A 24,503-nucleotide genomic window follows, 5' to 3' on the forward strand; every position below is an offset into this window, starting at 1 on the left:
GCAGGCAGTATGGCAGCAGTTGCCGGTCGGCGGCTGAGTTAAGTCATGGCGCCTGCCGTTGAAGGGTTCTGTTCGAGGGTGCGGGCGAGATAGCAGGCTTCGTTATGGTCGGCGCGGAAACCTCTTACGCGCCCGGTAGAGGTTTCTTCGATATGAAAAAAACACTTGCCGGCAAGAACGACCCGGTATCTGGGCTGGATCAACGCAATCGGTGCGTAACCGTCGTCATGAGTGGCTTCTTGCGCCAGGGCGACACATGAGATGGCGGGGCGGATCAGGGTTGGAAACGTAGCCATGTGAATTCCTTTTCTATGGTTACCGACGGATTGCCGGCTGTTTTAAGTAGTCTGCGCGTCAGCGGCTGCTCTAGAATCGGCAGCACCGTGTGTACGGTTGCGCCTATCTAAAGCAATTTTTTTTGGCCTCGATGTCAGAAAAATGCTTTTCTAAGTGAGAAATTTCCCTAAAGTTAGTAGTCCCACCTTTTCCGATGCTCAGAGTGGTGTTTTCCTTCAGCCTCTGACGACCGCCGGGAAAGACGGCGAGAGTAGCGATCCTTTAGTCTTCTCCCGCCCTGGGTCAGGGCGCACCGTTCACTTTCGAATTCAATGACAGGCCCATGGGGCCGTGCGGGTTCTCGTGGTCCATTCTCAAAGAGTGGGCCGTTTAAAGATGGGGATGTTTCCTTGGCAGTAAGTAATCTCGACATGCATGCGTTATTTGTACTGGGCGACCTGCGGGCAAAACTGGTCAAGCAATTCCAGTCACGGTTTGTCTATATCACCGAGCAGACCGCCGAAGGTATCTATATTGCCGAAATCGACACCGAGTCGGCATTGGTCGTCGATGACAAACCCCGGCTGGAACTCAAGGTTGGCGACCATTTTCGCGCGGCGGTACTTCCCAGTCGCGAGGGAGGCAAGTTTGAAATCCGGTTTCGTGAAATCAAGTTGACGGTCTATGGCCTGGGTGACTACGCGTTCGTCACGACCGCCGAGGGCCACGCCATCCTGTTCAAGGAAGGGCACAGCGTAGTGACCGTATTGGCCGCCAACGAACAGTTGCAGGAAGGTTTGACCAAGACGTTGAAAGCAGTCACCGCCAAGGCTGCCAAATGGCGCAAGGGTGAACTTGTGACATTCAAGGCCAGCGAGTAGGAAGCGGCTTTCATCCTTGGATGACGAATCGGGTTGATGTCCTTTGTTCTTTTTATACTCGTAACAGTTTTAAAACGCTCCTGCTGGAACCTTGGCTACAGTCAATTGACTGAACTAGTCACAGGCTTGCGTTCGCTTCGCACGCCGTTCGGCTATTGCTGCATCCGGCATGAGGTATCAAACATGAAACGAGTTCGACAGTGGCTGGCTGCCTGGGCCACCCTCGCTGTGTTGGTTTCACCCCTTCCGGCATCCGCTGCATCGACGCCGATCCACTTTGCCGACCTGAACTGGGAAAGCGGCAGCCTGATCACCGACATCCTGAGGGTCATTGTCGAAAAGGGCTACGGGTTGCCGACGGACACGTTGCCGGGCACCACCATTACCCTGGAAACCGCCCTGGCCAATAACGATATCCAAGTGATCGGCGAGGAGTGGGCAGGTCGCAGTCCGGTGTGGGTCAAGGCCGAGGCCGAAGGCAAGGTGGTTGCCCTGGGCGATACGGTCAAGGGCGCGACCGAAGGCTGGTGGGTGCCGGAATACGTCATCAAGGGCGACCCTGCCAAGGGCATCAAGCCCCTGGCGCCGGACTTGCGCAGCGTCGAGGACCTTGCGCGCTACAAGCACGTGTTCAAGGACCCGGAAAGCCCCAGCAAGGGACGCTTCCTCAACAGTCCCATCGGTTGGACTTCCGAGGTGGTCAACAAGCAAAAGCTCAAGGCCTACGGTCTTTCCGACAGCTATGTGAACTTTCGCAGCGGCTCAGGGGCCGCGCTCGATGCCGAGATCACTTCGTCGATTCGCCGTGGCAAGCCGATCCTGTTCTACTACTGGTCGCCCACGCCGCTGCTCGGGCGTTTCAAACTGGTGCAGTTGCAAGAGCCGCCATTCGATGCCGAGGCCTGGAAAACCCTGACCGATGCCGACAACCCCAACCCCAGGCCGACGCGGTCCCTGGCTTCGAAGTTGTCCATTGGCGTGTCCGTACCGTTCCAGAAACAACACCCGGACATTGCCGAGTTCTTCAGCAAGGTCGACCTGCCGATCGACCCGCTGAACAAGGCCCTGGCCAATATGAGTGAGAAACGCACGCCCTCCCGCGAGGCCGCCGAAGCCTTCCTCAAGGCTCACCCCGAGGTTTGGCAGGCCTGGTTACCCAAGGAGGTTGCCGACAAGGTGACCGCGGGGCTGTAGCGCGTTAAGGCCAGTCAATTGAACAGTTGATCCTGGGCAAGTCGTCATTCACTGGAATCCGGCAACCTGCGCCCGTCCAGCGAAATGCCAGATTCCAGCTAGGATGATTGTTCAACCTTTTTCAGGAGGCTGGCGAATGACGCTTGTATTGGCTCGGTCGCTGGTCGCGGTGTTTGCGACCATCAGCTTGATTCATTTGTATTGGGCCCTGGGCGGGCAGTGGGCGGCGCTGGCGGTGGTGCCGCAGGTGCCGGTGAAGCAGGGCGGCACACTGCAACCGGCGTTCAACCCGTCGGGATGGCTGACGCTGTTGGTGGCGCTGGCGCTGCTGATGATTGCGGTGCTGGTGTGTCTGCGGGTCGGCCTGATCGCGCCTCCCGTGACCCATCGTGCCTTGCAATGGCTGATCAGTGCGATTGCCCTGTTGATGTTTGCCCGGGCCATTGGCGAGTCGAACCTGGTGGGCTTCTTCAAGGAGGTCAAGGGGTCGACGTTCGCCCGGCTCGATACCTGGGTCTACTCGCCGTTGTGTGTCGTGCTGGGGGCAGGGTTGCTGACGGTGGCGTGGGCTTGAGCAATCCAGAGGCGAACGCCGTTGTGGCGAGGGGATAGATCCCCTCGCCACAACAATGCCTGGCTCAAGCTTCCTTAGCCATCGCTCCCGGTCCTGGGGCTGCTTATTTCCGCCGGTACATCGTCCCCCGCCATGCGCTTGCGGAACAAAGCCGCCCGGGCCAGCAGCAGGGTCGTTACCGGCACCGTGATGGACAGCAGGATCGGTATCAGCCAGGCATGCAGCACCGGGCCCGACTTGAGCGCCGAGAAATAAATGATCGAGGCCAGCGCAACGCACCAGGCCCCCAGCGTCGAAGCCAGGGCAGGCGGGTGCATGCGCTGAAAATAATCCTTGAGCCGCACCAGGCCGATCGCCCCGGTCAGGGCGAAAAGACTGCCGAGCACCAGCAGGATCGCCACTGGGATCTCGACCCACATCGACAGTTCTCCCGTCATTCGATCACCTCGCCACGCAACAGGAACTTGGCCAGGGCAAACGAGCCGACAAAGCCGAACAGGGCGATCAACAGCGCCGCCTCGAAATACGTGTCGCTGGCATACCGAATGCCCAGCACCAGCATCATCAGCATCGCGACGATGTACAAGTAATCGAGGGCCAGGACCCGGTCCTGTGCCGAGGGGCCCTTGAACAGGCGCACCAGGGTCAGCACCATGGTCAGCGAGAACAGGAACAGACTCAGCAGGATCGCATTGGACAGCAGCGCGCTCATTCGAAAATCTCCATCAGCGGACGCTCGTAGGTGGCCTTGAAATGGTCGATAAACGCCCCTTCGTCCTCCAGATCGAAAATGTGTATCAACAGGATGCTGCGATCCAGCGCCAACTCCGACCAGACCGTCCCTGGAATCACCGTGGTGATCATCGAAAGCACCGCCAGCCCATTGGCGTCGTGCAGGTCCAGCGGCACCTTGATAAACCGCGAGCGAGGCGGGCGGCGCCCGGCGTTGAGTACGCGCCAGGCGACGGCCAGGTTGGACACCAGCACGTCCCATCCCACCAGCAAGAGCAGTCGCAGCATGACCCCGGGACGCCGGATGCGGATGGGTCGTGGCCGCAGCGGACGCATCATCAGTGGCGCGAGGAAACCCAGCGCGGCGCCCAGCAGCAGGTGGCCGGCACTCAGGGACAGGTTCAACAACAGCCAGAGCAACCCCAATGCCAGGGACAGCCACGGTGCGGGAAACAAATGCTTGATCATGGCTGCACCGCCTGCAATCGAGTGTTGCCTTCAGGGTTGGGGACGGCGCGGGTGGAAAAAACCGCCATCACATAATGTTCAGGCGTATTCAACCCATCGGCGGCGGATTGGGTGTAGCGCAGCAATGGCTCGGCCTTGAACGTCAAGACGATCCCCAGCCCCAGTAACGCGAGGATCGGCAGGCATTCGAACGGCCGCAACAGCGGGGAGGGCCGTTCCTGCGGTGTCCAGAAGCGCTGGATGCCCAAGCGCGAAAAGGCGATCAACGAGGCGAGCCCGGACAGGATCAACAGCGCCAGCAGGCCCCAGGCGGCGGCCGATACGGGCACGTCGGCACTCACCCCCAGGCCCTCGGGGTTGAGCAGCGCGCTGAGCAGCCCCAGCTTGCCGATAAACCCCGACAAGGGAGGCATGCCGACAATCAACAGTGCACAGGCGATGAAACTCAGACCGAGAAAGGCCATGGTCCAGGGGATCACTTGCCCGACCACGGCTTTCTGTTCGTCATCGAGGTTGATGCCCTTGGGCGGCTGCAGCGATTCCAGGGGGCGCGGCAGGGTGTCGAGGTCATCTTCCAGCGGCAGGTCATTGGCGGAGCGTGAGCGCTCGATCAGTTCGGCCAGCAAGAACAGCGCGCACAGCGCCAGGGTCGAGCTCACCAGGTAAAACAACGCGGCGCCTATCAGGTTGGGCTGTGCGAAGCCGATGGCTGACAACAGGATGCCGGCCGAGACCAGGATACTCAGGCTGGCCATGCGTTCCAGGCGCTGGGCCGCGAGGATGGCGATGGCCGCGCAGGCGATGGTCGCCATGCCGCCGTAGACCAGCCAGTCGCCGCCAAAATACGCCGACGCGCCGGCTTGCCCCGAGAACAGCAGAGTCCACAACCGCAACACGGTGTAGACGCCCACCTTGGTCATGATCGCGAACAAGGCCGCCACCGGGGCGCTGGCCGCGCTGTAGGCCGGCACCAGCCAGAAATTCAGCGGCCACATGCCAGCCTTCGCCAGGAACGCCACTGCCAGGATCGCGGCACCGGCGTGCAGCAGGCCGCGGTCCGCTTCTGGCACCAAGGGCACTTTCAAGGCCAGGTCGGCCATGTTCAAGGTGCCGGTGACGCCATAGATCAACGCCGCGCCAATCAGGAACAACGACGACGCCAGCAAGTTGATGGCGATGTAATGCAGCCCCGACGAGACGCGGGCCCGCCCCGATCCGTGGAGCATCAAGCCGTAGGACGCGGCCAGCAATACTTCGAAAAACACAAACAGATTGAACAGGTCCGCCGTCAGGAAAGCGCCGTAAAGGCCCATCAGCTGAATCTGGAACAGCGCATGGAAACTGGCGCCGGCCCGATCCCACCGCGCCATCGCGAACAGCAGGGCGCAGACGCCGATGATGCCCGTCAGCACGAGCATCAGCGCCGACAGGCGATCGACCACCAACACGATGCCGAACGGCGCCTGCCAGTTGCCCGGCAGGTACACGCCAAAGGACGCGGGCAATGCCTGGTCCTGGGTCCAGTCCAACAGCAGCACGGCGATGCCCAGGCCCAGCAGGCTGGAAAACAGATTGATCCGCGCTTTGAGCGGGCGATGTTTCTCGCCCAGCATCAGCATCAACGCGGCGGTCAGCAGCGGTAGCAGGATGGGCGCGGCGATCAAGTGAGGCGTCAGCATCATTCCTTGGGCTCCCGGCCGTCCACATGGTCGGTGCCGGTCAGCCCGCGGGACGCGAGCAAGACGACGAGAAACAGCGCGGTCATGGCGAAGCTGATCACAATGGCGGTCAACACCAGGGCCTGGGGCAGCGGATCGGTGTAGTTCAGCAGGTCCTGGGGCACGCCGTCCTTGATGATCGGTTCCTTGCCGATGAACAGGCTGCCCATGCTGAAGATGAACAGGTTGACGCCATAGGACAGCAGGCAAAGCCCCATGACCACCTGAAAGGTCCGGGGCCGCAGCACCAGCCAGACGCCGGAGGCGGCCAATACGCCGATTGCGATTGCGATGACTTCTTCCATCAGGCGTTGGCTCCTTTGAGGGGGGCGACGGGTTTGGCGTGCAGCCCCGGTTTATGGGCCCGCACCGACTGGTGAGCCAGGGCGGTAAGGATCAATAGCGTGGAGCCGACCACCACGGCGTAGACGCCGATGTCGAAGAACAGCGCACTCGCCAGATGGAGGTCACCCAGCAGCGGCAACTCGAAATGCCAGGTGTGAGTGGTCAGGAACGGATAACCCACCGCCATCGCCCCCAACCCCGTCGCGGTGGCGAACAACAGCCCCGTGCCCATCCAGCGCAGCGGTCGCAGGCTCATTTGTGCTTCGACCCACTGGGTGCCGGCGACCATGTACTGGAGGATGAACGCCACCGACATCACCAGGCCGGCGACGAAACCGCCACCCGGTTGGTTGTGGCCGCGCATGAACAGGTAGAACGACACCACCAGGGCAATCGGCAACAGCAGGCGCACCAGCACCGACGGCACCATCATGAAGCCCAGCGCGGTGTCGCTGGCGTGACGCGGGTTGACCAGGTCGGTCACCACGTCTGGCGCCAGCAGGCGCTGTTGCGCCGGGAGCTGCATGCTTTCCTTGGGTGGCCGGAAGCGCCGCAGCAGGGCGAATACCGCCAGCGCAACCGCCACCAGCACGGTGATTTCGCCCAGGGTGTCGAAGCCGCGGAAGTCCACCAGCATCACGTTTACCACATTGCTGCCGCCACCTTCGGGCAAGGCCCGGCTCAGGTAAAACGACGAAATGTCGTTGGGTGTCTGGCGCGTGAGCATCGCATAGGACAGCAACGCCATGCCGCCGCCCACTGCGATGGACAGCAGCAAGTCCCGCAGACGACGGATGCGCGCGCGGCGTTCGCTGTTGGGCAGCGGCGACACATCTTCGATCCGCCGTGGCAACCAGCGCAGGCCCAGCAGGATCAGCACCGTGGTGACCACCTCCACGACCAGTTGAGTCAAGGCCAGGTCCGGGGCCGAGAACCAGACAAAAGTCACGCACGTCATCAGGCCGCAGACACTGACCATCGTCAGCGCCGCGAGGCGGTGATATTTGGCCTGCCAGGCAGCGCCCAACGCGCAAGCGATGGCCAGCACCCACAGCGTGACGAATACCACGGAGCCGGGAATCCTGGGGCGGTCGCCCCAGGCCAGCGTGCTGCTGAGCATCGGAATCAGCCCGGCCAATACGGCCGCCAGCACCAGCAGGAACAACTGAGCCTGCAAGCGCCGGGTACTGATCTTGCGCTCCAACCGTCGGCCCTGGCGCATCATCAGCACCAGGCTGCGCTCGAACAAACGCTTGCCGCTGAGACGCCCTATCAGCGGTGGCTGTTTGATATGGCCTTGCTTGAATTGCTTGCGCAGCAGCAGGTACAGGACGATCCCACCCGACATCGCCACCAGGCTCATGATCATGGGCGCGTTCAGGCCATGCCAGATCGCCAGGCTGTACTGGGGCAGCGGACCGCCCACCACCGGCAGCGCCGCCGCCGCCAGCAACGAACCAACCACCTGTGCCGGAAAGATGCCCACCAACAGGCAGGTAAACACCAGAAGCTCAACCGGCGCGCGCATCCAGCGCGGCGGTTCATGGGGCGTGTGGGGCAGGTCGGTGGCAGTGGGGCCGAAGAACACGTCGACGGTAAAACGCAGGGAATAGGCGACGCTGAAGGTGCCGGCGATGGTGGCGACGATCGGCAGCGCCAGCTCGACCCAGGCCGTGGCGGAAATGAACACGGTCTCGGCGAAGAACATTTCCTTGGACAGGAAGCCGTTGAGCAACGGCACCCCGGCCATCGCCGCGCTGGCAACCATCGCCAGGGTGGCGGTGTACGGAATCAGCCGCACCAGGCCGCTGAGCTTGCGGATGTCCCGGGTGCCACTTTCGTGGTCGATGATGCCGGCGGCCATGAACAGCGAGGCCTTGAACGTGGCGTGGTTGAGGATATGAAACACGGCCGCGACCGCCGCCAGCGGGCTGTTGAGGCCAAGCAGAAGCGTAATCAGCCCCAGATGGCTGATGGTCGAATAGGCAAGGAGACCCTTGAGGTCGTTCTGGAACATCGCGCAATAAGCGCCCAGCATCAATGTGAACGCCCCGGCGCCGCCGACGATATAGAACCACTGTTCACTGCCCGACAGCGAGGGCCACAACCGTGCCAGCAGGAAAACACCGGCTTTGACCATGGTCGCCGAGTGCAGGTACGCCGACACCGGCGTGGGCGCGGCCATGGCGTGGGGCAGCCAGAAATGGAAAGGAAACTGGGCGCTTTTGCTCAAGGCGCCGATCAGGATAAGCGGCAACAGGACTGGATAGAGGGCGTGCTGGCGAATCATGTCGCCGGCGGCCAGGACCTTGTCCAAATCATAACTGCCCACCACATGGCCAAGCAGCATGACCCCGGCCAACAGGCACAGCCCGCCGGCGCCGGTCACCATCAACGCCATATAGGCGCCGCGCCGCGCGTCGGCGCGGTGATGCCAGTAACCGATCAGCAGGAATGAGAACAGGCTGGTCAATTCCCAGAAGAACACCATCTGGATCAGGTTGCCGGAAATCACCAGCCCGAGCATCGCGCCCATGAAAGCCAGGAAAAACGCAAAGAACCGCGGCACCGGATCGTCCGGCGACATGTAGTAGCGGGCATACAACGACACCAGCGTGCCGATGCCCAGCACCAGCAACGAAAACAGCCAGGCGAAGCCGTCCAGGCGCAGGACGAAATTCAGGCCCAGGCTGGGCAGCCAGGCATATTGCTCTTGGATAACCCCGCCGTCGGCGATCTGCGGGTACCACAAAGCCACCTGAACGGTGCCCACCAAGGCCACAAGACCTGCCAGCAATGATTCGGCATTGCGCGCGTTATGCGGCAGCAACGCCGCGACACAGCTGCCGACGAAGGGCAAAAGCAATAGAACTATCAGCGACATAGGCTTCTATTCGGCAAAGGTTGTTCGGGATCATACGTGGCGTATTCCCGATCACCAACCGCAAGGGTGTCGCAGAATCCTACAAGGAGGGGGAAGTTTTCCTGTTTGGAGTCGTTTTGCGAGCGCCGGGTCGTCGGGATCGACCATGGGTATCAAGGCACTCGTACCACACGAACCTTGCTCGGGTGCGGTAAGTATGTACTGCACCCGAGCAGGGCTTCATCGCCATCCTGCGCCATACAGAAAAGGAGATATCGTTCGGCGCCTTCGACCAGGCGCTATGGCGGACCCTCTCTGAACATCCGGCTCTGTGGGCAAACACAGACGAACTCAACCGCAAACGCATCGAACGCGGCTTTGCGCCCTATGCGCCAAAAAGCATATGGGTGGGAGAGCGTCGAGAATTCGAGCTGCGTTATCGGGAGCGTGCGGAGCTGGGTGAGAATCCATTCAACCTCGACCGGATCAGCATCACCACACCAAACAGCCTGCAAGGCAGGCCGGGCATCGTCCCGGCGGTCATCCCTGGCCGGCGCCTCCCATCGGCCACGGTACCCGAACGCCTTTGGTTCCGCCGGGCATCGAACAACTTGGCCCGACCACGCTGCCCGTCACGCCACCGTTTTCGCAGATTTATCCGGGCAAGCCTGTCATCCCCGTCCTACCGGAAAACGAGACGCTTCCGGCTGTTGATCCGGTGCTGGCCGGTGCGAGTATTGCCGGGTACCCGGGTGATATGGAGTTGCCCTCGCCGGATGCGCTGTTTTATGACCGGCGAGATGATCCCGGGATGGCCCTCGGCTTTGGGCAGTCAGTTTCAGGCATTTGGTTGGGGGAGGCGGCGAGAACGACTGGGGCGGCGATTCCTGATCGGATTGCGGATCAGTTGAGGGGCAGAGAGTTTGCGAACTTTCATCGGTTCAGGGAGGCGTTTTGGAGGGCGGTGGCGGCGGATCGTGATTTAAGTAAGCAGTTTAATGGCTCAAATCTGCGAGAGATGACCAAGGGAGCGCCGCCGTTCGCTAGTCGATTGGATCAGGTTGGCGGGAGAAGGAAGTTTGAAATCCATCATAAGCACGAAGTTGCGAAAGGCGGCGCAGTTTATGACTTGGAAAATCTGCTAGTTATGACTGCAAGGCGGCATATTGATTTTCACAAAGGAGAGAAGCCATGAGCGTGCTCAAAGAACGGCTGGAAGATTATACGGAGGCTGAATTTCTGACATTTCTTCGAAAATTTTTTGATTACTCCGTTGCTTTGGAGGGGGATGCGTTGAGCCAATATACCGATAGGTTGGTGGACCATTTTGAACTGATTACTGAGCACCCTGATGGCTCAGATGTTCTCTTCTACCCAAAGGAAGGCCAAGAAGACAGCCCCGCTGGAATCCTGAAAGAAGTCAAGGAATGGTGAGCCCGCAATAACAGACCAGGTTTCAAACCCGAATAAATCATCGTTTCGTACGCATCAGCTCGACCCGTCGCGAGCAGGTGCGTCATCCACGTCGCACGCTTGAGCAAGGAAAAACCAAAGATGGAACTTAAACCCAAACTCCAGGATTACACCGAGTCCGAGTTTCAAACTCTTGTCGACAAGATCTGGAATGTGGAGGCCTGCAGGGACAAGAAAGAGCATGACGGACTGATCAAACACTTCGATCTGATAGTTGGTCATCCTGCTGGTGCGGATCTGTTGTTTTACCCGGAGGATACCTCCAACTTTCATTCCCCAGGCGCAGTCACCTTCCAGCTCAAGCATTGGTATCACCAGAGGAGACTCATTCCTTTCAGGGACGGTGTGCTTCCAGCACCGTTCACGCCGGTCGACGGGTCGAGCCTTATTGGACACACCACGGCGAGAGCCAGGCACGAACTTGCGAACGCTCAGCGAATGGCTGGGGACATCGCCTCTGCGGAGCAAACGGTCGATTCAGCATTCTCTCTTCTTGAAAGCGCTATCCAGCATCTGCCAATCCAACAGCATTCGAACGCGACGCTGGAGGCACTGGAAAAAGGTATCCGTCGGGTTGAACATGCACAGCACGAGGTGCTGATGGCGGTTCGTGCATTCGAAGGTAAAAAAATGCGTGTCGAGTTCGACAAAGCCGCGGCACAGCGAAATCTTACCTACAGCCAGGCGGAGAGGCCTCTCTGGCAAGCCGTTTTGCAGCAGGCCACTGCCAATCAGGCTGGTTATCTGGCGCGTCTGCCCTCCAATACCCAGCGCCATGCCGAACTCCACACCAACGCCGAAGCCTTGGTTGATCATGCCTGGCAGCAACTGGTGCGCCTACGGACTCCCGACCGATACCCAAGCGAGTTTCGCCTGTCTGTCGTCGCTAACCTGGAACGACCGGAACTTTTGATCAGCGACGTACAGCCGTTGATGTCGGTACAACGAGTGGACTTGCATAAGACCCTGCGTTCCGCAGTCGCCGAATTCAATTGGTCATTGACCGACGGTGCGCAGGAGCATCTTGGACAGTACGCCGGCGTGCTGCACTTCAGGTTCGCCAGCCGGGCCAAGGCCGTGCGTTTTGGCCTCTGCGTTACGCTGAATGAGCTTTCTCTGATCGATCCTGATTGGCAACTATTGGCCGCCCAGTAAGGCGAAGTAGAACTGCCGCTGCGAATGAGCACCTCGACGGTCCCCGTGAAGGCCGGCAGCCTGTCGTATGGATTAAAAGAAATACGCGAACTCTTCGAAGTCTTTATCACTCCCTGCGCCGGGGTTTTGCCTGCGAAGGTTCGTGTCAGGCTCGCCGTCTGGCAGGAAGGCGAGAGGGCCTATCGGTTCACGAGCGATGGCCCGCAGCCCTACGTTATGGAGTGGGCAGTACCCCATGGCCTGGAAGCGCCGGTGGCGCCAAAACCGGATCGGCTCGATTCCGTTGGTTTCGTCCGGTCATCGCCAGTGCCCGAATTGGCCACGTTCGAATCTATCGAAGAGGTGCGATTCGATGATTATGTGGTGGTGTTTCCGCGGGAGTCAGGGCTTGAGCCGGTCTATGTGCTATTCAATGACCGTCGGGATTGTCCAGGTGTCGTCAGTGGAGAAGGGCACGCGGAGGCTGACGATTGGCGAACGCAAGCCTTGACCAGCCAGGGCGCGTCGGTCCCTGCGTCAGTTGCCGATTCATTGCGCGGGCAAGTTTTCGAGCGTTTCGATCTGTTCAAACGTGCATTCTGGAGGGCCGTTGCGGCCGTACCGACCTTGAATGCACAATTCAATATCGAAAATAGGGTGTTACTGCTCAACGGTTCAGCGCCCCGCAGCGAGCAGCCCGACGATCATCGTTCGCTGCGCATTCTGCACCGCGTCGACATCACGCAGGGCGGTGGGGTCTACGATCTCGATAATCTGATTATTCGCTACTGAAACCCGAGGGCTGACGCATGATGGTCAGCCCTCGCGCTCAAGCGCTTCATCCGCCTCTACGACACCTTTGTTCCGCGTTTTCAACTCGCTGACGATCACCGCCGCCACGATCAAGCCCGCCCCGAGCAACGCAATCGCCGGCAACCGCTCACCCGCCAGGCGCCCGGCGATGCCGGCCCATACCGGTTCGCCGGCATAGATAAGCGTGGCGCGGGTCGGCGAGACGCTTTTCTGGGCCCAGTTCATCGCCACCTGGATCGCTGCGCTGGCGGCGCCCAGGCCCACCGCGCTGATCAGCAACAGCCAGGAAAAGCCTGGGATGACCTCTTGCGTCGGCACCACCATGAGGAATGCCAGCACCGCCGTGCTTGCCAGTTGCACCACGGTTACCCGCCGTACATCGACCTGGCCCGCATAGGCACTGATCAGAATGATCTCCGCCGCAATCGCGATGGCGCTGATCAGCGTGGCGATTTCACCGGGGCTGAAGTTCAGCGAGGCCCCAGCCGGCCCGGACACCAGCATGAGCCCAGTGAACGCCAACATGATGCCTATGCTTGGCATCAACCCCGGCCGCCGGCCCAGCACGAGCCATTGCAACAGCGGCACGAAAGGCACATACAGGGCGGTGATAAAGGCCGATTGGCTGCTGGGAATGGTTTGCAGGCCTACGGTTTGCAGGCCGTAGCCGAGCATGATCGCCACGCCGATGAAGGCCCCGGCCTTGAGCTCGAACAGGGTCAGGTCACGCAAGTGGCGCCACGAGAACAGCGCGACAAAAGCCGCCGCGGCGGCAAAGCGCAGGCCCACGAAGAACATCGGTCCGCTGACCGTCATGGCGTGTTGCACCAGCAGGAACGTGCCGCCCCAGATCATGGTGATCAGTACGAGCACGCATTCGGCCTTGCTGAACCTGGGCAGATGGGAGGAAGTTTGCGGGGAGTTCACCGATGCCATGACCTTGCGCACTACTTGAGGCGGACGCACAATGCGCCCGAAGTTGGGCAGTATAATGCGCAACCCCGGCAGATGAGCAATATAGTGCACAAAGAAAATGGCCAGCGGGCGTCCGTCCTGCAACACGTCAGCCAGAACGTCCGCCGCCTGCGGCATGCCGCGCAGCTCAGCCAGACGGCGCTGGCCGAATTGTCCGGTGTTAGCCGGCGGATGCTGGTTGCCATCGAAGCGGGCGAAAAGAATGTCAGCCTGACCACCCTGGACCGCGTTGCCGAAGCCTTGGACGTGGCTTTCAGCGACCTCATCCAGGCGCCTGACGCCCGCGATCCGAGCCGGATCAATGAGCTGGCCTGGGCCGGTGTGATTCCCGGCAGCAAAGCCATCTTATTGGCCAAGGCCACCGCCAACCGAGAGGTGGAGCTTTGGGAATGGCGCCTGGAACCCGGCGAGCATTACCATTCAGAACCCGACGCGGACGGTTGGAGCGAACAGCTCTACGTATTCGAGGGCTGCCTGACATTGTTGTTGGGCAGCGAAGAACGTCGAGTCGGGGCCGGCGAGTTTTTCATGTTTGCCAGCAACCAGCCCCATGCTTATCGCAACGATGGTCCGGTGGCGGTGAGATTCGTCCGCAACGTGGTGATTTGACTCCTGGAGAGCGGTATGGACACAGCGCTGGAGCAATCTGTGATCGGCACCGCCCGCCAGGCCGATATCCTGATTATCGGCGGCGGCCTGAGCGGAACCCTGTTGGCGGCGCAACTGCTGCGGCTGCCGGGCCGGCGCGAGGTATTGATTGTCGAGCCGCGCAGCGAGTTGGGCCGGGGCGAGGCCTACAGCGCCGTGGAGCTGGGCCACACCCTCAATGGCAATGCGGCACGCATGAGCGTCGACCCGGACAATGCCGATGATCTCACGCAATGGCTCGCTGCGTTCATCGTGGCCGGTGGTTGGCCTGAGTCCGATCAGCAACATGTGCCGGTCAGCGAGTTGTTTCCTCCGCGGGGGATGTTCGGCCTGTATGTGCAACAGCGTCTGGCCGAGGCTCGTGCGTTGGGCGCGCGCCATGGATCGGTGGCGGAGCATGTGCGCGGGGAGGCCGTCGATTTGCGGGTCATCGATGATGCCGTGCAAGTGACGCTCGGCGATGGCCAAGTATTGCAAGGACGCTTTGCCGTGCTCGCCACCGGCATGTTCCCCGCGGCACGAACCCCGCAGACCGAGTCGAGCGGCTTGAACGCCGCGGCGCTTGATCCGTGGGACGTGGCTGCGATGCGCCAGCTTGATCCGCTAGCGACGGTCATGATCATCGGTTCGGGGCTGACCATGGTCGATGCCGTGGTATCGCTGGAACAGGCCGGGCATCGCGGGCCTATCGAAGTATTTTCCCGTCACGGTTTGTTGCCCCATGTACGTCGGCAGCCACCGGCCTGGGTGGACTTTCTCGCCGATGATCACAGCCTGCGTTCGCCACGCCAGTTGATGCGCGCGCTGCGTGGGCAATGCCGCTTGGCCCAAGCCCAGGGCATCGATTGGCAGGCCCCGCTGGACACGGTGCGTGCCCATATCGGGCGTTTGTGGAGTCAGGCCAGCGATGTGCAGCGCCGACAGTTCGTGCGGCATGTGCGACCTTGGTGGGAAAGCCATCACCATCGCTCGCCTCCGTTGAGCGCGGAACTGGTGGCGCGTCTGCACGGGGAGGGACGGTTGCGGATCCAGGCGGCGTCGTACAAGGGGCTTGTGTCGTCTGGCGAAGGATCGGTGGCGATCAATATTCGCCGAAGGGGCGAGGCTGGACTGGAAGTGGTGGAGGGCGCCGCGTTGATCAACTCCAGCGGCATTGAATATGACTGGCGCCGTGTTGCCCGGCCGTTGCCGCAGCAGTTGTTGGCCCGAGAGTTGGTCCAGCCCGGTCCGTTGGCGCTGGGTATTGCAGCGCGTGCCGACGGCGCAGTGCTGGACGCCCAAGGCGAGCCGGCCAGCCGCCTGTTCGCCATGGGTCCGCCGTTACGCGGGATGTGGTGGGAAAGCACGGCGGTGACTGATGTGGCGAGCCAGGCGAAGGCGTTGGCGAGGCGGTTGGCTGAACTGCACGCCTAAAATTGAAGCTGGACACATTCTGTGGCGAGGGGATTTATCCCCGTTGGGGTGCGAAGCGCCCCCAAGACCTGACGCCTCGGTGTGTCAGGTATATCTCAGGGCCGCTTCGCGGCCCAGCGGGGATAAATCCCCTCGCCACAAAAGCAGGTCAGCGGCGGGCCGTGACTATTCGCTAACCTTAACCCAACGCTGTTCCAGTGCCGCCACGCGAATCGCCGCCGCCAGCCGCTCCACTTCCCAGGCCTCTTCGAAATCCGTCCCGCTGCCACCTTCACCTGCCAGCGCCATGATCAACTCATGCACCTCCAACGTCTTCAGTTCGTTGTAGCCCAACTGGTGCCCGGCGGCAGGGCTGAACGCGGCATAGCCGGGTAGATCCGGGCCGGCCAGCAGTCGCTGGAAACCCGCCTGGCCGGCGCGGCACACCCGCAGCTCGTTCAGCCTTTCCTGGTCGAACGCCAGCGTGCCGAGTGTGCCGCTGATTTCGAAGCTCAGGTGATTCTTGCAGCCGTGCTTGAGCCAACTGCTGCTCACCGTGCCCCGGGCGCCGCTGGCAAAGCGCAGCAGTGCATTGACCTGATCATCCACCGCGATCGCGCGTTGTTCGGTGCTGCCAACGTTGGCAGGACGCTGTTTGTGCACGGTTTGGCTGTCGGCACACACAGCCTCTACCTCGCCCAACAAATGCCGCGCCATCGCCAGGAGATGGCTGCCCAGGTCCGCCAGCGCGCCACCGGCGTGCGCGGCCTCGCAGCGCCACGACCAGGGTGAGGCCGGGTCGGCCATGAAATCTTCGCTGAATTCGCCCTGGAAACTGATGATCTGTCCAAGCTCTCCGCGCTGGATCATCCCCCGCGCCAGTTGGATGATCGGGTTGTGCTGGTAGTTGTAGCCGACCCGCGTCACCACGCCAGCCGCCTTGGCTGCCCGGCGCATCTGCTCGGCCTGTTCCAGGGATACCGCCAACGGCTTTTCACAATAGACCGGCTTGCCCGCCGCCAACGCGGCCATGGCCATCGGAAAGTGCAAATGATTGGGCGTGGTGATGGCGACCAAATGAACCTTCGGGTCGTCGATCAGCCGTTGCCAGTCACTGTGAGCCGTCTCGAACCCCCAGCTCTGGGCGCATTGCCGGGCACGCTGCGGATCGGCGTCGGCCAGGGCCGCCAGTTTCAGGTTCAAGGGGAGGTCGAACACCGCCTTGGCATTGTGGAACGCCAAGGCATGGGCACGGCCCATGAAACCAGTGCCAATCAGACCGATGCCGAGTTCACGCATGAGAAGAGCCCTTTGAATTTTTATTTTCAGGAGAGCTCTTTATGGAATAAATATTCGCTAATTGCAAATACTGGAATAAATATTCATTCTGTTGCCGCTCAGCGTCCCTTGTGGGAGCGAGCTTGCTCGCGATTGCAGTGGATCAGCCGGTACTGTTGTGCCTGATGCAACGCTATCGCGAGCAAGCTCGCTCCCACAGGAATTCCAAAGGTCTGCCTCGCGGCTCGTTGTCAGGAAAGGAACCCGCCATCCACATTCAACGCCACGCCCGTGGTATAGCTCGACGCATCGCTCGCCAGGTACAACACCGCGCCGGCCATTTCGCTCGGGTCGGCCACGCGCTTGAGGGGAATCTGCGCCAGGGCGGTTTTGAGGATGGCGTCGTTCTTGACCAGCGCTGAGGCAAACTTGGTATCGGTCAGGCCCGGCAGGAGGGCGTTGCAGCGGATGCCGAACTGCGCGCATTCCTTGGCGAAGACCTTGGTCATGTTGATCACCGCGGCCTTGGTGACCGAGTAGATGCCCTGAAAGATTCCCGGGGAAATGCCGTTGATCGACGCCACGTTGATGATGCTGCCGCCACCGTTTTCGCGCATCAGCTTGCCGGCCTCCACCGACATGAAGAAATAGCCGCGAATGTTCACGTCCACGGTTTTCTGGAACGCGCCCAGGTCGGTGTCCAGCACGTTGCAGAATTGCGGGTTGGTGGCGGCGTTATTCACCAGGATATCCAGACGCCCGAACTGTTCGTGGATGCCGGCGAACACCTGGCTGATCTGCTCCATTTCACCAATGTGACAGGCAATGGCGGTGGCCTTGCCGCCGGCGGCGATGATGGCGTCAGCGACATGCTGGCAACCATCGAGCTTGCGGCTGGAGACGATCACGTGGGCGCCTTGCTGGGCCAGCAGTTTGGCGATGGCTTCGCCGATGCCGCGGCTGGCGCCGGAAACGAAAGCGATCTTACCGTCGAGGTCGAACAACTGGGTCTTGGACATGCTGTTTCCTTGTTATAGGTGCGCTCAGAGCGTGGATTTGCTGATGACTTGCAGGCTCATCTGCTCCAGCAGCTTGTTCATCTGAACGAACTGCGCGAAGCGTTTGTCCTGGGTCTGGCCATGGAAAAAGCGGTAGTAGATCTGCTGGACGATACCGGCCAGGCGGAACAGTCCATAGGTGTAGTAGAAGTCGAAGTTGTCGATGCGAATCCCGGCGCGTTCGGCGTAGTAATCGACGAACTCACGGCGGGTCAGCATGCCCGGCGCGTGGCTTGGCTGGCGCCGCATCAGTTGCACGGGCGCCGGATCACCGGCTTCGATCCAGTAGGCGAGGCTGTTGCCCAGGTCCATCAACGGATCGCCGAGGGTGGTCAGTTCCCAATCCAGCACGCCGATGATCTGCATCGGGTTGTCCGGGTCCAGGATGACATTGTCGAAGCGGTAGTCGTTGTGGACGATGCTCGATGTTGGATGGTCGGCGGGCATCTTGTCGTTGAGCCAGGCCTTGACCGTCTCCCATTTAGGCGCATCGGGCGTCAAGGCCTTGTCGTAGCGGTCGCTCCAACCACGGATCTGCCGGGCCACGTAGCCCTCGGGCTTGCCCAGGTCGGCCAGGCCGCAAGCGGTGTAGTCGACGCGGTGCAGCTCGACAAGCCGGTCGATGAAGCTCTTGCACAATGCTTCGGTGCGGGCGGCGTCGAAGCCCAGTTCCGGTGGCAGCTCGGAGCGCAAAATGATGCCCTTGACCCGCTCCATCACGTAAAACTCGGCGCCCATCACCGACTCGTCGGTGCAATGGACGTAGGCTTTCGGGCAGTACGGAAAACCTTCACGCAATTGATTGAGGATGCGGAACTCACGGCCCATGTCGTGGGCCGATTTGGCCTTGTGACCGAACGGGGGCCGGCGCAGGACGAACTCCTGTTCGGGGTATTCGAGCAGGTACGTCAGGTTTGACGCGCCACCGGGAAACTGGCTGATCACCGGCGTGCCGGTCAAGCCAGGAATGTGGGCCTTGAGGTACGGGTCGATCAGGTTGGCATCGAGTTCTTCACCGTCGCGCACGCGGGTGGACTGATCAGTAACTGCCATGCTTATCCCTTCTGCTTATTTTGGAGGCCATCGATCATTGGCTAATCTAATGGCGTGCGGCAGCCGTCACAAGCACGCCGGGGTCTTATAGGTTAGCGTGTTGCTGGGTGATCAGCGGATTTGATGAGCCGTGGTTGCGTCTGGCCTACCGGTCAACGCAAGCCTGCGCATCGGGTAGCTGCACTGGCGTCAGCACCGGCTTGCCGGAAAAGAACGCGTTCAGGTTCTCACCCACCAACTCCACCGTGGCGCGTGTCGCTTCCGGCGACAGGCCGGCCACGTGGGGCGTGAGCACGACATTGGGCAAGTGTTTCAGGGCGTCAGGCACTTCGGGCTCGTGATCGAACACATCCAGCGCAGCCCCGGCAATTCGCCGGTGTTCAAGGGCGCTGATGAGTTCGGTCGTGGCGACCACGCTGGCCCGGGCGATATTCACCAAGAAGCCGTGGGGCCCGAGGGCATCGAGGGCTTGCTTGTTGATCAATTGGCGGGTGTCCAGGCCTCCGGGCGTGGCGACAATCAGGAAATCCGACACCCTGGCGAGCTCGGTGGGGGTGGCGCAGAAGGCGTAGGGCACATCGCTGCGCACGCGACGGTTGTGGTAGCTGACCTTCATGTCGAAACCGAGGGCGGCCCGCTTGGCAATGGCCATGCCCACGGCGCCGAGCCCCAGGATGCCCAGGTGCTTGCCCGCGAGGGAAGGGCGCATGGTTCGCGGCCACTCGCCACGGCGCAGGGCCGCGTCGGATCGAGGCACATCGCGCACCAACGCCAGCAACAACGCCATGGCATGGTCGGCCACCGAGGAGGCATTGACCCCGGCACCGTTGGTGACGACGATGCCTCGCTCGCTGGCGGCTTGCAGGTCCACTTGCTCATAACCGGCGCCGATTACACAGATGATCCTGAGGTTGGGCAAAGCCGTCATTTCTTCAGCCGTCAAACCGAGGGGGCCACGGGTCAACACCGCGCTGAACCGGTCGCCGTGTTCGAAAATCGCTGTCTTGCGTTCGGCGGGCGTGGGCGCCAATTCCAAGTGATAACCCTGGCGCTCCAGGATTGGCAGGTATTCGTTGACGGTTTCAACCAGTACCAGAACGGTTGCGGTCATGCTGGGCTCCTGTAGGCGCTTTTCGATCATCGATATTCAACCTGATTGTAGGAGCCGGCGGGAGGGATGGCCTGGGCTTTTTTATGATCATTTGTCCTGCTGCGCTGTTCTTGTGGGGGCGAGCTGGAAAACGCTGCTCCGCAGAACCGCTCCTCAGCTAAGTCTTTGCTTCTGCTCGTTAATCCCGGACAATCGCGCCCCTGTTTCGGCCAGGGGCGCTGCCTGTCGGGTTTTTCCGACTCGTCCCGGCCGGGTGCATGTGACCGGAAAGCGGAGATCCGACCGGATGAATGATCAGGCCAACAGCGTCGAAGAGCGCTTTGAAACGACAGCCCCAGCCACCCTCAGCCAATGGAGTCGCCAAGACACGACCTGGATGCTGGGCCTGTTTGGCACCGCCATTGGTGCCGGCACGCTGTTCTTACCGATCAATGCCGGCCTTGGCGGTTTCTGGCCGCTGCTGGTGCTGGCGGTGCTGGCGTTCCCCATGACGTTCTATGCGCATCGGGGCTTGACCCGTTTTGTATTGTCCGGCCGCGACGGCGCGGACATCACCGAGGTGGTGGAGGAGCATTTCGGTATCAAGGCCGGTGCGCTGATCACGCTGTTGTACTTCTTCGCCATCTTCCCGATCTTGCTGATCTACAGCGTGGCGCTGACCAACACGGTCGGCAGTTTCCTGGAACACCAGCTGCACGTGCAGCCGCCGCCCCGGGCCTTGTTGTCGCTGATGCTCATCCTCGGCCTGCTGGCCGTGGTCCGCTGCGGCGAGCAGGTCATCGTCAAGGCCATGAGCCTGATGGTCTATCCCTTTATCGTGGCGCTGTTGTTTCTGGCGGTGTTCCTGGTGCCCCATTGGAACGGCGGGATCCTGAGCACGGCGTCGACGGTGCCGCAGCCTTCGGCGTTGCTGCATACCTTGTGGCTGGCGATTCCGGTGATGGTGTTCTCATTCAACCATTCGCCGATCATCTCGGCATTCGCAGTGGACCAGAAACGCCGCTACGGCAATGAGGCTGAAAAGCGCAGTGCGCAGATCCTGTCGCGCGCCCATGTGCTGATGGTCGTAATGGTGCTGTTCTTCGTGTTCAGCTGCGTGCTGACCCTGTCCCCGGCACAACTGGCCGAGGCCAAGGCGCAGAACCTGTCGATCCTGTCGTACCTGGCCAACCACTTCAGCAACCCGACCATCGCCTTCGCGGCGCCGTTGATTGCTTTCGTGGCGATCGCCAAATCCTTCCTCGGGCATTACATCGGCGCCAGCGAAGGCCTCAAGGGCTTGATCGTCAAGAGCGGCCGCCGCCCAGCCCCCAAGACCCTGGACCGCCTCACGGCAGCGTTCATGCTGGTGGTGTGTTGGGTTGTCGCCACTCTCAACCCAAGCATCCTGGGCATGATCGAAACCCTGGGCGGCCCGGTGATCGCGGCGATTCTGTTCCTGATGCCGATGTACGCCATCCGCAAGGTCCCGGCCATGGCTCGCTATCGCGAACAAGCGTCGAATGCCTTTGTGGTGGCGGTGGGTTTGGTGGCGATTACTGCGTTGGTCTATTCCCTCTTGGCCTGACCTTTTTTGTGGGAGCAAGCTTGCTCCGGGCGGCGTTCCGGCGAAAGCGGCGAGTCAGCTTTCATCAAATCCCAGGCATAAAAAAACGCCGCCCCTCGTGAGAGGGGCGGCGTTTTTAGGCGGGCGTCTTAAGCGTTACGCTTGGACGACCGGGATGTTGGCGTTTGCAGCTGCTTCACGGAACTCGGCGATCTGGTCGAAGCTCAGGTAGCGGTACACGTCCGCTGCCATGCTGTCGATCTTGCCGGCGTATTCCATGTACTCCTCGACGGTCGGCAGGCGACCCAGGATGGACGCCACGGATGCCAGTTCGGCCGAGGCCAGATAGACATTCGCGCCGTCACCCAGACGGTTCGGAAAGTTACGGGTCGAAGTCGACACCACGGTGGAGTTCGGCTCGACGCGTGCCTGGTTACCCATGCACAGCGAGCAGCCTGGCATTTCCATCCGAGCACCGGCCTTGCCGTAGATGCCGTAGTAGCCTTCTTCGGTCAGTTGGTGAGCGTCCATCTTGGTCGGTGGCGACAGCCACAGACGGGTTGGCAGCTGACCCTTGACCTGATCCAGCAATTTACCGGCAGCGCGGAAGTGACCGATGTTGGTCATGCACGAACCGATGAACACTTCGTCGATCTTCTCGCCAGCAACGCTGGACAGCAGACGGGCGTCGTCCGGGTCGTTCGGCGCGCAGAGCACAGGCTCGCTGATGTCGGCCAGATCGATTTCGATGACTTCGGCGTATTCGGCGTCGGCATCGGCTTCCATCAGTTGCGGGTTGGCGATCCAGGCTTCCATCGCTTGGGCGCGACGTTCCAGGGTACGCGCATCACCGTAGCCTTCGCCGATCATCCAGCGCAGCAGGGTGATGTTGGACTGCAGGTACTCGGTGATCGACTCTTTCGACAGCTTGATGGTGCAACCGGCAGCCGAACGTTCGGCCGAGGCGTCGGACAACTCGAACGCCTGCTCCAGGGTCAAGCCTTCCAGGCCTTCGATTTCCAGGATGCGGCCGGAGAAGGCGTTTTTCTTGCCTTTCTTCTCGACGGTCAGCAGACCGTTCTGGATAGCGAAGTAAGGAATGGCATGAACCAGGTCACGCAGGGTGATGCCAGGTTTCATCTTGCCTTTGAAGCGCACCAGGATCGATTCCGGCATGTCCAGCGGCATGACGCCGGTGGCAGCGGCGAACGCGACCAGGCCGGAACCGGCCGGGAACGAGATGCCCATCGGGAAACGGGTGTGCGAGTCGCCACCGGTGCCCACGGTGTCTGGCAGCAGCATGCGGTTGAGCCACGAGTGGATGATGCCGTCGCCCGGACGCAGGGAAACGCCGCCGCGGGTCATGATGAAGTCAGGCAGGGTGTGGTGGGTGGTGACGTCGATCGGCTTTGGATAGGCCGCGGTGTGGCAGAAGGACTGCATCACCAGGTCAGCCGAGAAGCCCAGGCACGCCAGGTCTTTCAGTTCGTCACGGGTCATGGGACCTGTGGTGTCCTGGGAACCCACGGTGGTCATTTTCGGTTCGCAGTAGGTGCCAGGACGAACGCCTTGGCCTTCTGCCAGGCCGCAAGCCTTGCCGACCATCTTCTGCGCCAGGGTGAAACCCTTGGTGCTTTCAGCAGGCGCTTCAGGCTTCTTGAACAGGTCGAACGGTGGCAGGCCCAGTTCGGCGCGAGCCTTCTCGGTCAGGCCACGGCCGATGATCAGCGGAATGCGGCCACCAGCGCGGACTTCGTCCAACAGCACCGGGGTCTTCATTTCGAAGGTGGTGATGACTTCGTCGGTGCCGTGCTTGCAGACTTTGCCGGCGTGCGGGTACAGGTCGATCACGTCGCCCATGTTCATGTTCGACACGTCGAACTCGATCGGCAGTGCGCCGGCATCTTCCATGGTATTGTAGAAGATCGGTGCGATCTTGCTGCCGAAGCAGAAACCGCCTGCGCGCTTGTTCGGCACGTAGGGAATGTCGTCGCCGAAGAACCACAGCACCGAGTTGGTGGCCGATTTACGCGAGGAGCCGGTACCCACCACGTCGCCGACGTAGGCGATCGGGAAGCCCTGGCCGCGCATTTCTTCGATCTGCTTCATCGGGCCGGTCTTGCCTTGCTCGTCCGGAACGATGCCGTCACGGGCCATTTTCAGCATGGCGAGGGCGTGCAGCGGGATGTCAGGACGCGACCAGGCGTCCGGGGCAGGGGACAGGTCGTCGGTGTTGGTTTCGCCGGTGACCTTGAACACGCGCAGGCTGATCTTGTCGGCCAGCACCGGGCGCTTCTTGAACCACTCGCCGTCAGCCCAGGATTGCAGCACGGCCTTGGCGTGAACGTTGCCGTTCTTGGCTTTTTCAGCCACGTCGTGGAAGGCGTCGAACATCAGCAGGGTGTGCTTGAGTTCTTCGGCGGCGACTGGCGCCAGCTCGGCGTCGTCCAGCAGCTCGACCAGGGTCACGATGTTATAGCCACCCTGCATGGTGCCGAGCAGTTCTACAGCGCGCTTCTTGTCCAACAGAGGGGATTGGGCCTGGCCCTTGGCCAGGGCGGACAGGAAGCCGGCCTTGACGTAGGCGGCTTCGTCGACGCCTGGCGGAACACGATTGGTGATCAGGTCAACGAGGAAGGCTTCTTCGCCAGCCGGAGGATTCTTCAGCAGCTCGATCAGGCCTGCGGTTTGTTCGGCGTTAAGCGGCTGGGGAACGATACCCAGGGCTGCACGCTCTTCGATATGTTTGCGGTAGGCTTCAAGCACAGTTATTACCCTCATCAGTGGTCCCAAATGGGTGTCCGGGACGCTCATCCAGAAACTCACGGCACTCATGCGCGACAGGGGCTTTTTGGGCCTCCACGCCAGAGTTGACGGAGTTCCTCACAGAAGCTGCTTTCAAAGTTTTACGCCTGCAGAACGGGGAGCTGATGAGGGTTGGCGTTGGGCTTTCCCCGCTGGAAAGACCCTT

23 protein-coding genes and 1 pseudogene are annotated in these 24,503 nt (G+C 61.2%); 11 read left to right on the forward strand and 13 right to left on the reverse strand.

Annotation, left to right across the window (positions count from 1 at the left end; all coding sequences use genetic code 11):
- Positions 1–38 precede the first annotated feature (38 nt).
- Positions 39–296, reverse strand: a complete 258-nt coding sequence (locus DOCECA_RS07505) for a hypothetical protein (RefSeq protein ID WP_445571685.1) — start codon at positions 294–296, stop codon at positions 39–41.
- A 411-nt stretch (positions 297–707) separates the two neighbouring features.
- Between DOCECA_RS07505 and DOCECA_RS07510 the strand changes: the two genes are divergently transcribed.
- The 3 genes from DOCECA_RS07510 (at position 708) to DOCECA_RS07520 (ending at position 2,925) form a co-directional block, all read left to right on the forward strand.
- Positions 708–1,157, forward strand: coding sequence for a hypothetical protein (locus DOCECA_RS07510; RefSeq protein ID WP_420766594.1), 450 nt, complete (start codon positions 708–710; stop codon positions 1,155–1,157).
- A gap of 183 nt (positions 1,158–1,340) precedes the next feature.
- Positions 1,341–2,351, forward strand: a complete 1,011-nt coding sequence (locus DOCECA_RS07515; protein WP_445571686.1) for an ABC transporter substrate-binding protein — start codon at positions 1,341–1,343, stop codon at positions 2,349–2,351.
- Positions 2,352–2,487: 136 nt separating this feature from the next.
- Positions 2,488–2,925 carry a DUF3995 domain-containing protein gene (locus DOCECA_RS07520; protein WP_420766592.1) on the forward strand — a complete coding sequence of 146 codons (438 nt, stop codon included), beginning with the start codon at positions 2,488–2,490 and terminating at the stop codon, positions 2,923–2,925.
- A gap of 74 nt (positions 2,926–2,999) precedes the next feature.
- Here DOCECA_RS07520 and DOCECA_RS07525 read toward each other — a convergent pair whose 3' ends face one another.
- Genes DOCECA_RS07525 through DOCECA_RS07550 form a run of 6 tightly spaced genes read right to left on the reverse strand, consistent with a single transcriptional unit; the run spans position 3,000 to position 9,072 of the window.
- On the reverse strand, positions 3,000–3,362 hold the full coding sequence (locus DOCECA_RS07525) for a Na+/H+ antiporter subunit G (protein WP_420766591.1): 363 nt from the start codon (positions 3,360–3,362) through the stop codon (positions 3,000–3,002).
- On the reverse strand, positions 3,359–3,637 hold the full coding sequence (locus DOCECA_RS07530; protein ID WP_420766590.1) for a K+/H+ antiporter subunit F: 279 nt from the start codon (positions 3,635–3,637) through the stop codon (positions 3,359–3,361). The genes DOCECA_RS07525 and DOCECA_RS07530 overlap by 4 nt, the downstream gene beginning before the upstream one ends.
- Positions 3,634–4,122, reverse strand: a complete 489-nt coding sequence (locus DOCECA_RS07535) for a Na+/H+ antiporter subunit E (RefSeq protein WP_420766635.1) — start codon at positions 4,120–4,122, stop codon at positions 3,634–3,636. The genes DOCECA_RS07530 and DOCECA_RS07535 overlap by 4 nt, the downstream gene beginning before the upstream one ends.
- Entirely contained in the window at positions 4,122–5,807 is a 1,686-nt protein-coding gene (locus DOCECA_RS07540; protein ID WP_445571687.1) for a monovalent cation/H+ antiporter subunit D, read from the reverse strand. The genes DOCECA_RS07535 and DOCECA_RS07540 overlap by 1 nt, the downstream gene beginning before the upstream one ends.
- Entirely contained in the window at positions 5,804–6,148 is a 345-nt protein-coding gene (locus DOCECA_RS07545; protein WP_005789164.1) for a Na+/H+ antiporter subunit C, read from the reverse strand. The genes DOCECA_RS07540 and DOCECA_RS07545 overlap by 4 nt, the downstream gene beginning before the upstream one ends.
- Positions 6,148–9,072: a monovalent cation/H+ antiporter subunit A gene (locus DOCECA_RS07550; RefSeq protein ID WP_445571688.1), complete on the reverse strand. Its 2,925-nt coding sequence runs from the start codon at positions 9,070–9,072 to the stop codon at positions 6,148–6,150. The genes DOCECA_RS07545 and DOCECA_RS07550 overlap by 1 nt, the downstream gene beginning before the upstream one ends.
- Positions 9,073–9,380: 308 nt before the next feature.
- On the opposite strand from DOCECA_RS07550, the pseudogene DOCECA_RS07555 reads away from it, so the two are divergent.
- From DOCECA_RS07555 to DOCECA_RS07575, 5 genes and pseudogenes are all read left to right on the forward strand, one after another.
- A pseudogene (locus DOCECA_RS07555) lies at positions 9,381–9,500 on the forward strand (hypothetical protein); the annotation flags it as partial.
- A 137-nt stretch (positions 9,501–9,637) separates the two neighbouring features.
- A complete protein-coding gene (locus DOCECA_RS07560; RefSeq protein ID WP_445571689.1) occupies positions 9,638–10,246 on the forward strand; it encodes an HNH endonuclease signature motif containing protein in 609 nt (202 codons plus the stop codon).
- Positions 10,243–10,485, forward strand: a complete 243-nt coding sequence (locus DOCECA_RS07565; RefSeq protein WP_445571690.1) for a bacteriocin immunity protein — start codon at positions 10,243–10,245, stop codon at positions 10,483–10,485. The genes DOCECA_RS07560 and DOCECA_RS07565 overlap by 4 nt, the downstream gene beginning before the upstream one ends.
- A 120-nt stretch (positions 10,486–10,605) precedes the next feature.
- Positions 10,606–11,679 carry a bacteriocin immunity protein gene (locus DOCECA_RS07570; protein WP_445571691.1) on the forward strand — a complete coding sequence of 358 codons (1,074 nt, stop codon included), beginning with the start codon at positions 10,606–10,608 and terminating at the stop codon, positions 11,677–11,679.
- A gap of 24 nt (positions 11,680–11,703) precedes the next feature.
- On the forward strand, positions 11,704–12,450 hold the full coding sequence (locus DOCECA_RS07575; RefSeq protein ID WP_445571692.1) for an S-type pyocin domain-containing protein: 747 nt from the start codon (positions 11,704–11,706) through the stop codon (positions 12,448–12,450).
- Positions 12,451–12,474: 24 nt separating this feature from the next.
- On the opposite strand, the gene DOCECA_RS07580 is transcribed toward DOCECA_RS07575, so the two are convergent.
- On the reverse strand, positions 12,475–13,497 hold the full coding sequence (locus DOCECA_RS07580) for a DMT family transporter (RefSeq protein WP_434563707.1): 1,023 nt from the start codon (positions 13,495–13,497) through the stop codon (positions 12,475–12,477).
- Between DOCECA_RS07580 and DOCECA_RS07585 the strand changes: the two genes are divergently transcribed.
- A complete protein-coding gene (locus tag DOCECA_RS07585) occupies positions 13,492–14,055 on the forward strand; it encodes a helix-turn-helix domain-containing protein (RefSeq protein WP_420766583.1) in 564 nt (187 codons plus the stop codon). The genes DOCECA_RS07580 and DOCECA_RS07585 overlap by 6 nt on opposite strands.
- Positions 14,056–14,070: 15 nt before the next feature.
- Entirely contained in the window at positions 14,071–15,507 is a 1,437-nt protein-coding gene (locus tag DOCECA_RS07590) for an FAD/NAD(P)-binding protein (protein ID WP_434650826.1), read from the forward strand.
- 165 nt (positions 15,508–15,672) lie between these two features.
- Here the strand turns inward: DOCECA_RS07590 and DOCECA_RS07595 are convergent, their stop codons facing one another.
- The 4 genes from DOCECA_RS07595 to DOCECA_RS07610 all read right to left on the reverse strand — a co-directional run bounded on the left by DOCECA_RS07595 (position 15,673) and on the right by DOCECA_RS07610 (position 19,986).
- Positions 15,673–16,785 (reverse strand): Gfo/Idh/MocA family protein, encoded by a 1,113-nt coding sequence (locus DOCECA_RS07595; protein WP_445571693.1) that lies wholly within the window; start codon positions 16,783–16,785, stop codon positions 15,673–15,675.
- Between the two features lie 230 nt (positions 16,786–17,015).
- Complete coding sequence (locus tag DOCECA_RS07600; RefSeq protein ID WP_445571694.1) at positions 17,016–17,783, reverse strand: SDR family oxidoreductase; 768 nt, start codon at positions 17,781–17,783, stop codon at positions 17,016–17,018.
- Positions 17,784–17,807: 24 nt separating this feature from the next.
- Positions 17,808–18,875, reverse strand: a complete 1,068-nt coding sequence (locus DOCECA_RS07605; RefSeq protein WP_434650830.1) for a phosphotransferase family protein — start codon at positions 18,873–18,875, stop codon at positions 17,808–17,810.
- A gap of 145 nt (positions 18,876–19,020) precedes the next feature.
- The gene (locus DOCECA_RS07610) at positions 19,021–19,986 is read right to left on the reverse strand and encodes a 2-hydroxyacid dehydrogenase (RefSeq protein WP_420766579.1); all 966 of its coding nucleotides are present in this window, start codon (positions 19,984–19,986) and stop codon (positions 19,021–19,023) included.
- A gap of 286 nt (positions 19,987–20,272) precedes the next feature.
- Between DOCECA_RS07610 and DOCECA_RS07615 the strand changes: the two genes are divergently transcribed.
- The gene (locus DOCECA_RS07615; RefSeq protein ID WP_445571695.1) at positions 20,273–21,553 is read left to right on the forward strand and encodes a serine/threonine transporter; all 1,281 of its coding nucleotides are present in this window, start codon (positions 20,273–20,275) and stop codon (positions 21,551–21,553) included.
- 135 nt (positions 21,554–21,688) lie between these two features.
- On the opposite strand, the gene acnB is transcribed toward DOCECA_RS07615, so the two are convergent.
- Entirely contained in the window at positions 21,689–24,298 is a 2,610-nt protein-coding gene (gene acnB / locus DOCECA_RS07620) for a bifunctional aconitate hydratase 2/2-methylisocitrate dehydratase (protein WP_249877324.1), read from the reverse strand.
- Positions 24,299–24,503 lie beyond the last annotated feature (205 nt).

Source organism: Pseudomonas sp. E102 (genome assembly GCF_052660185.1).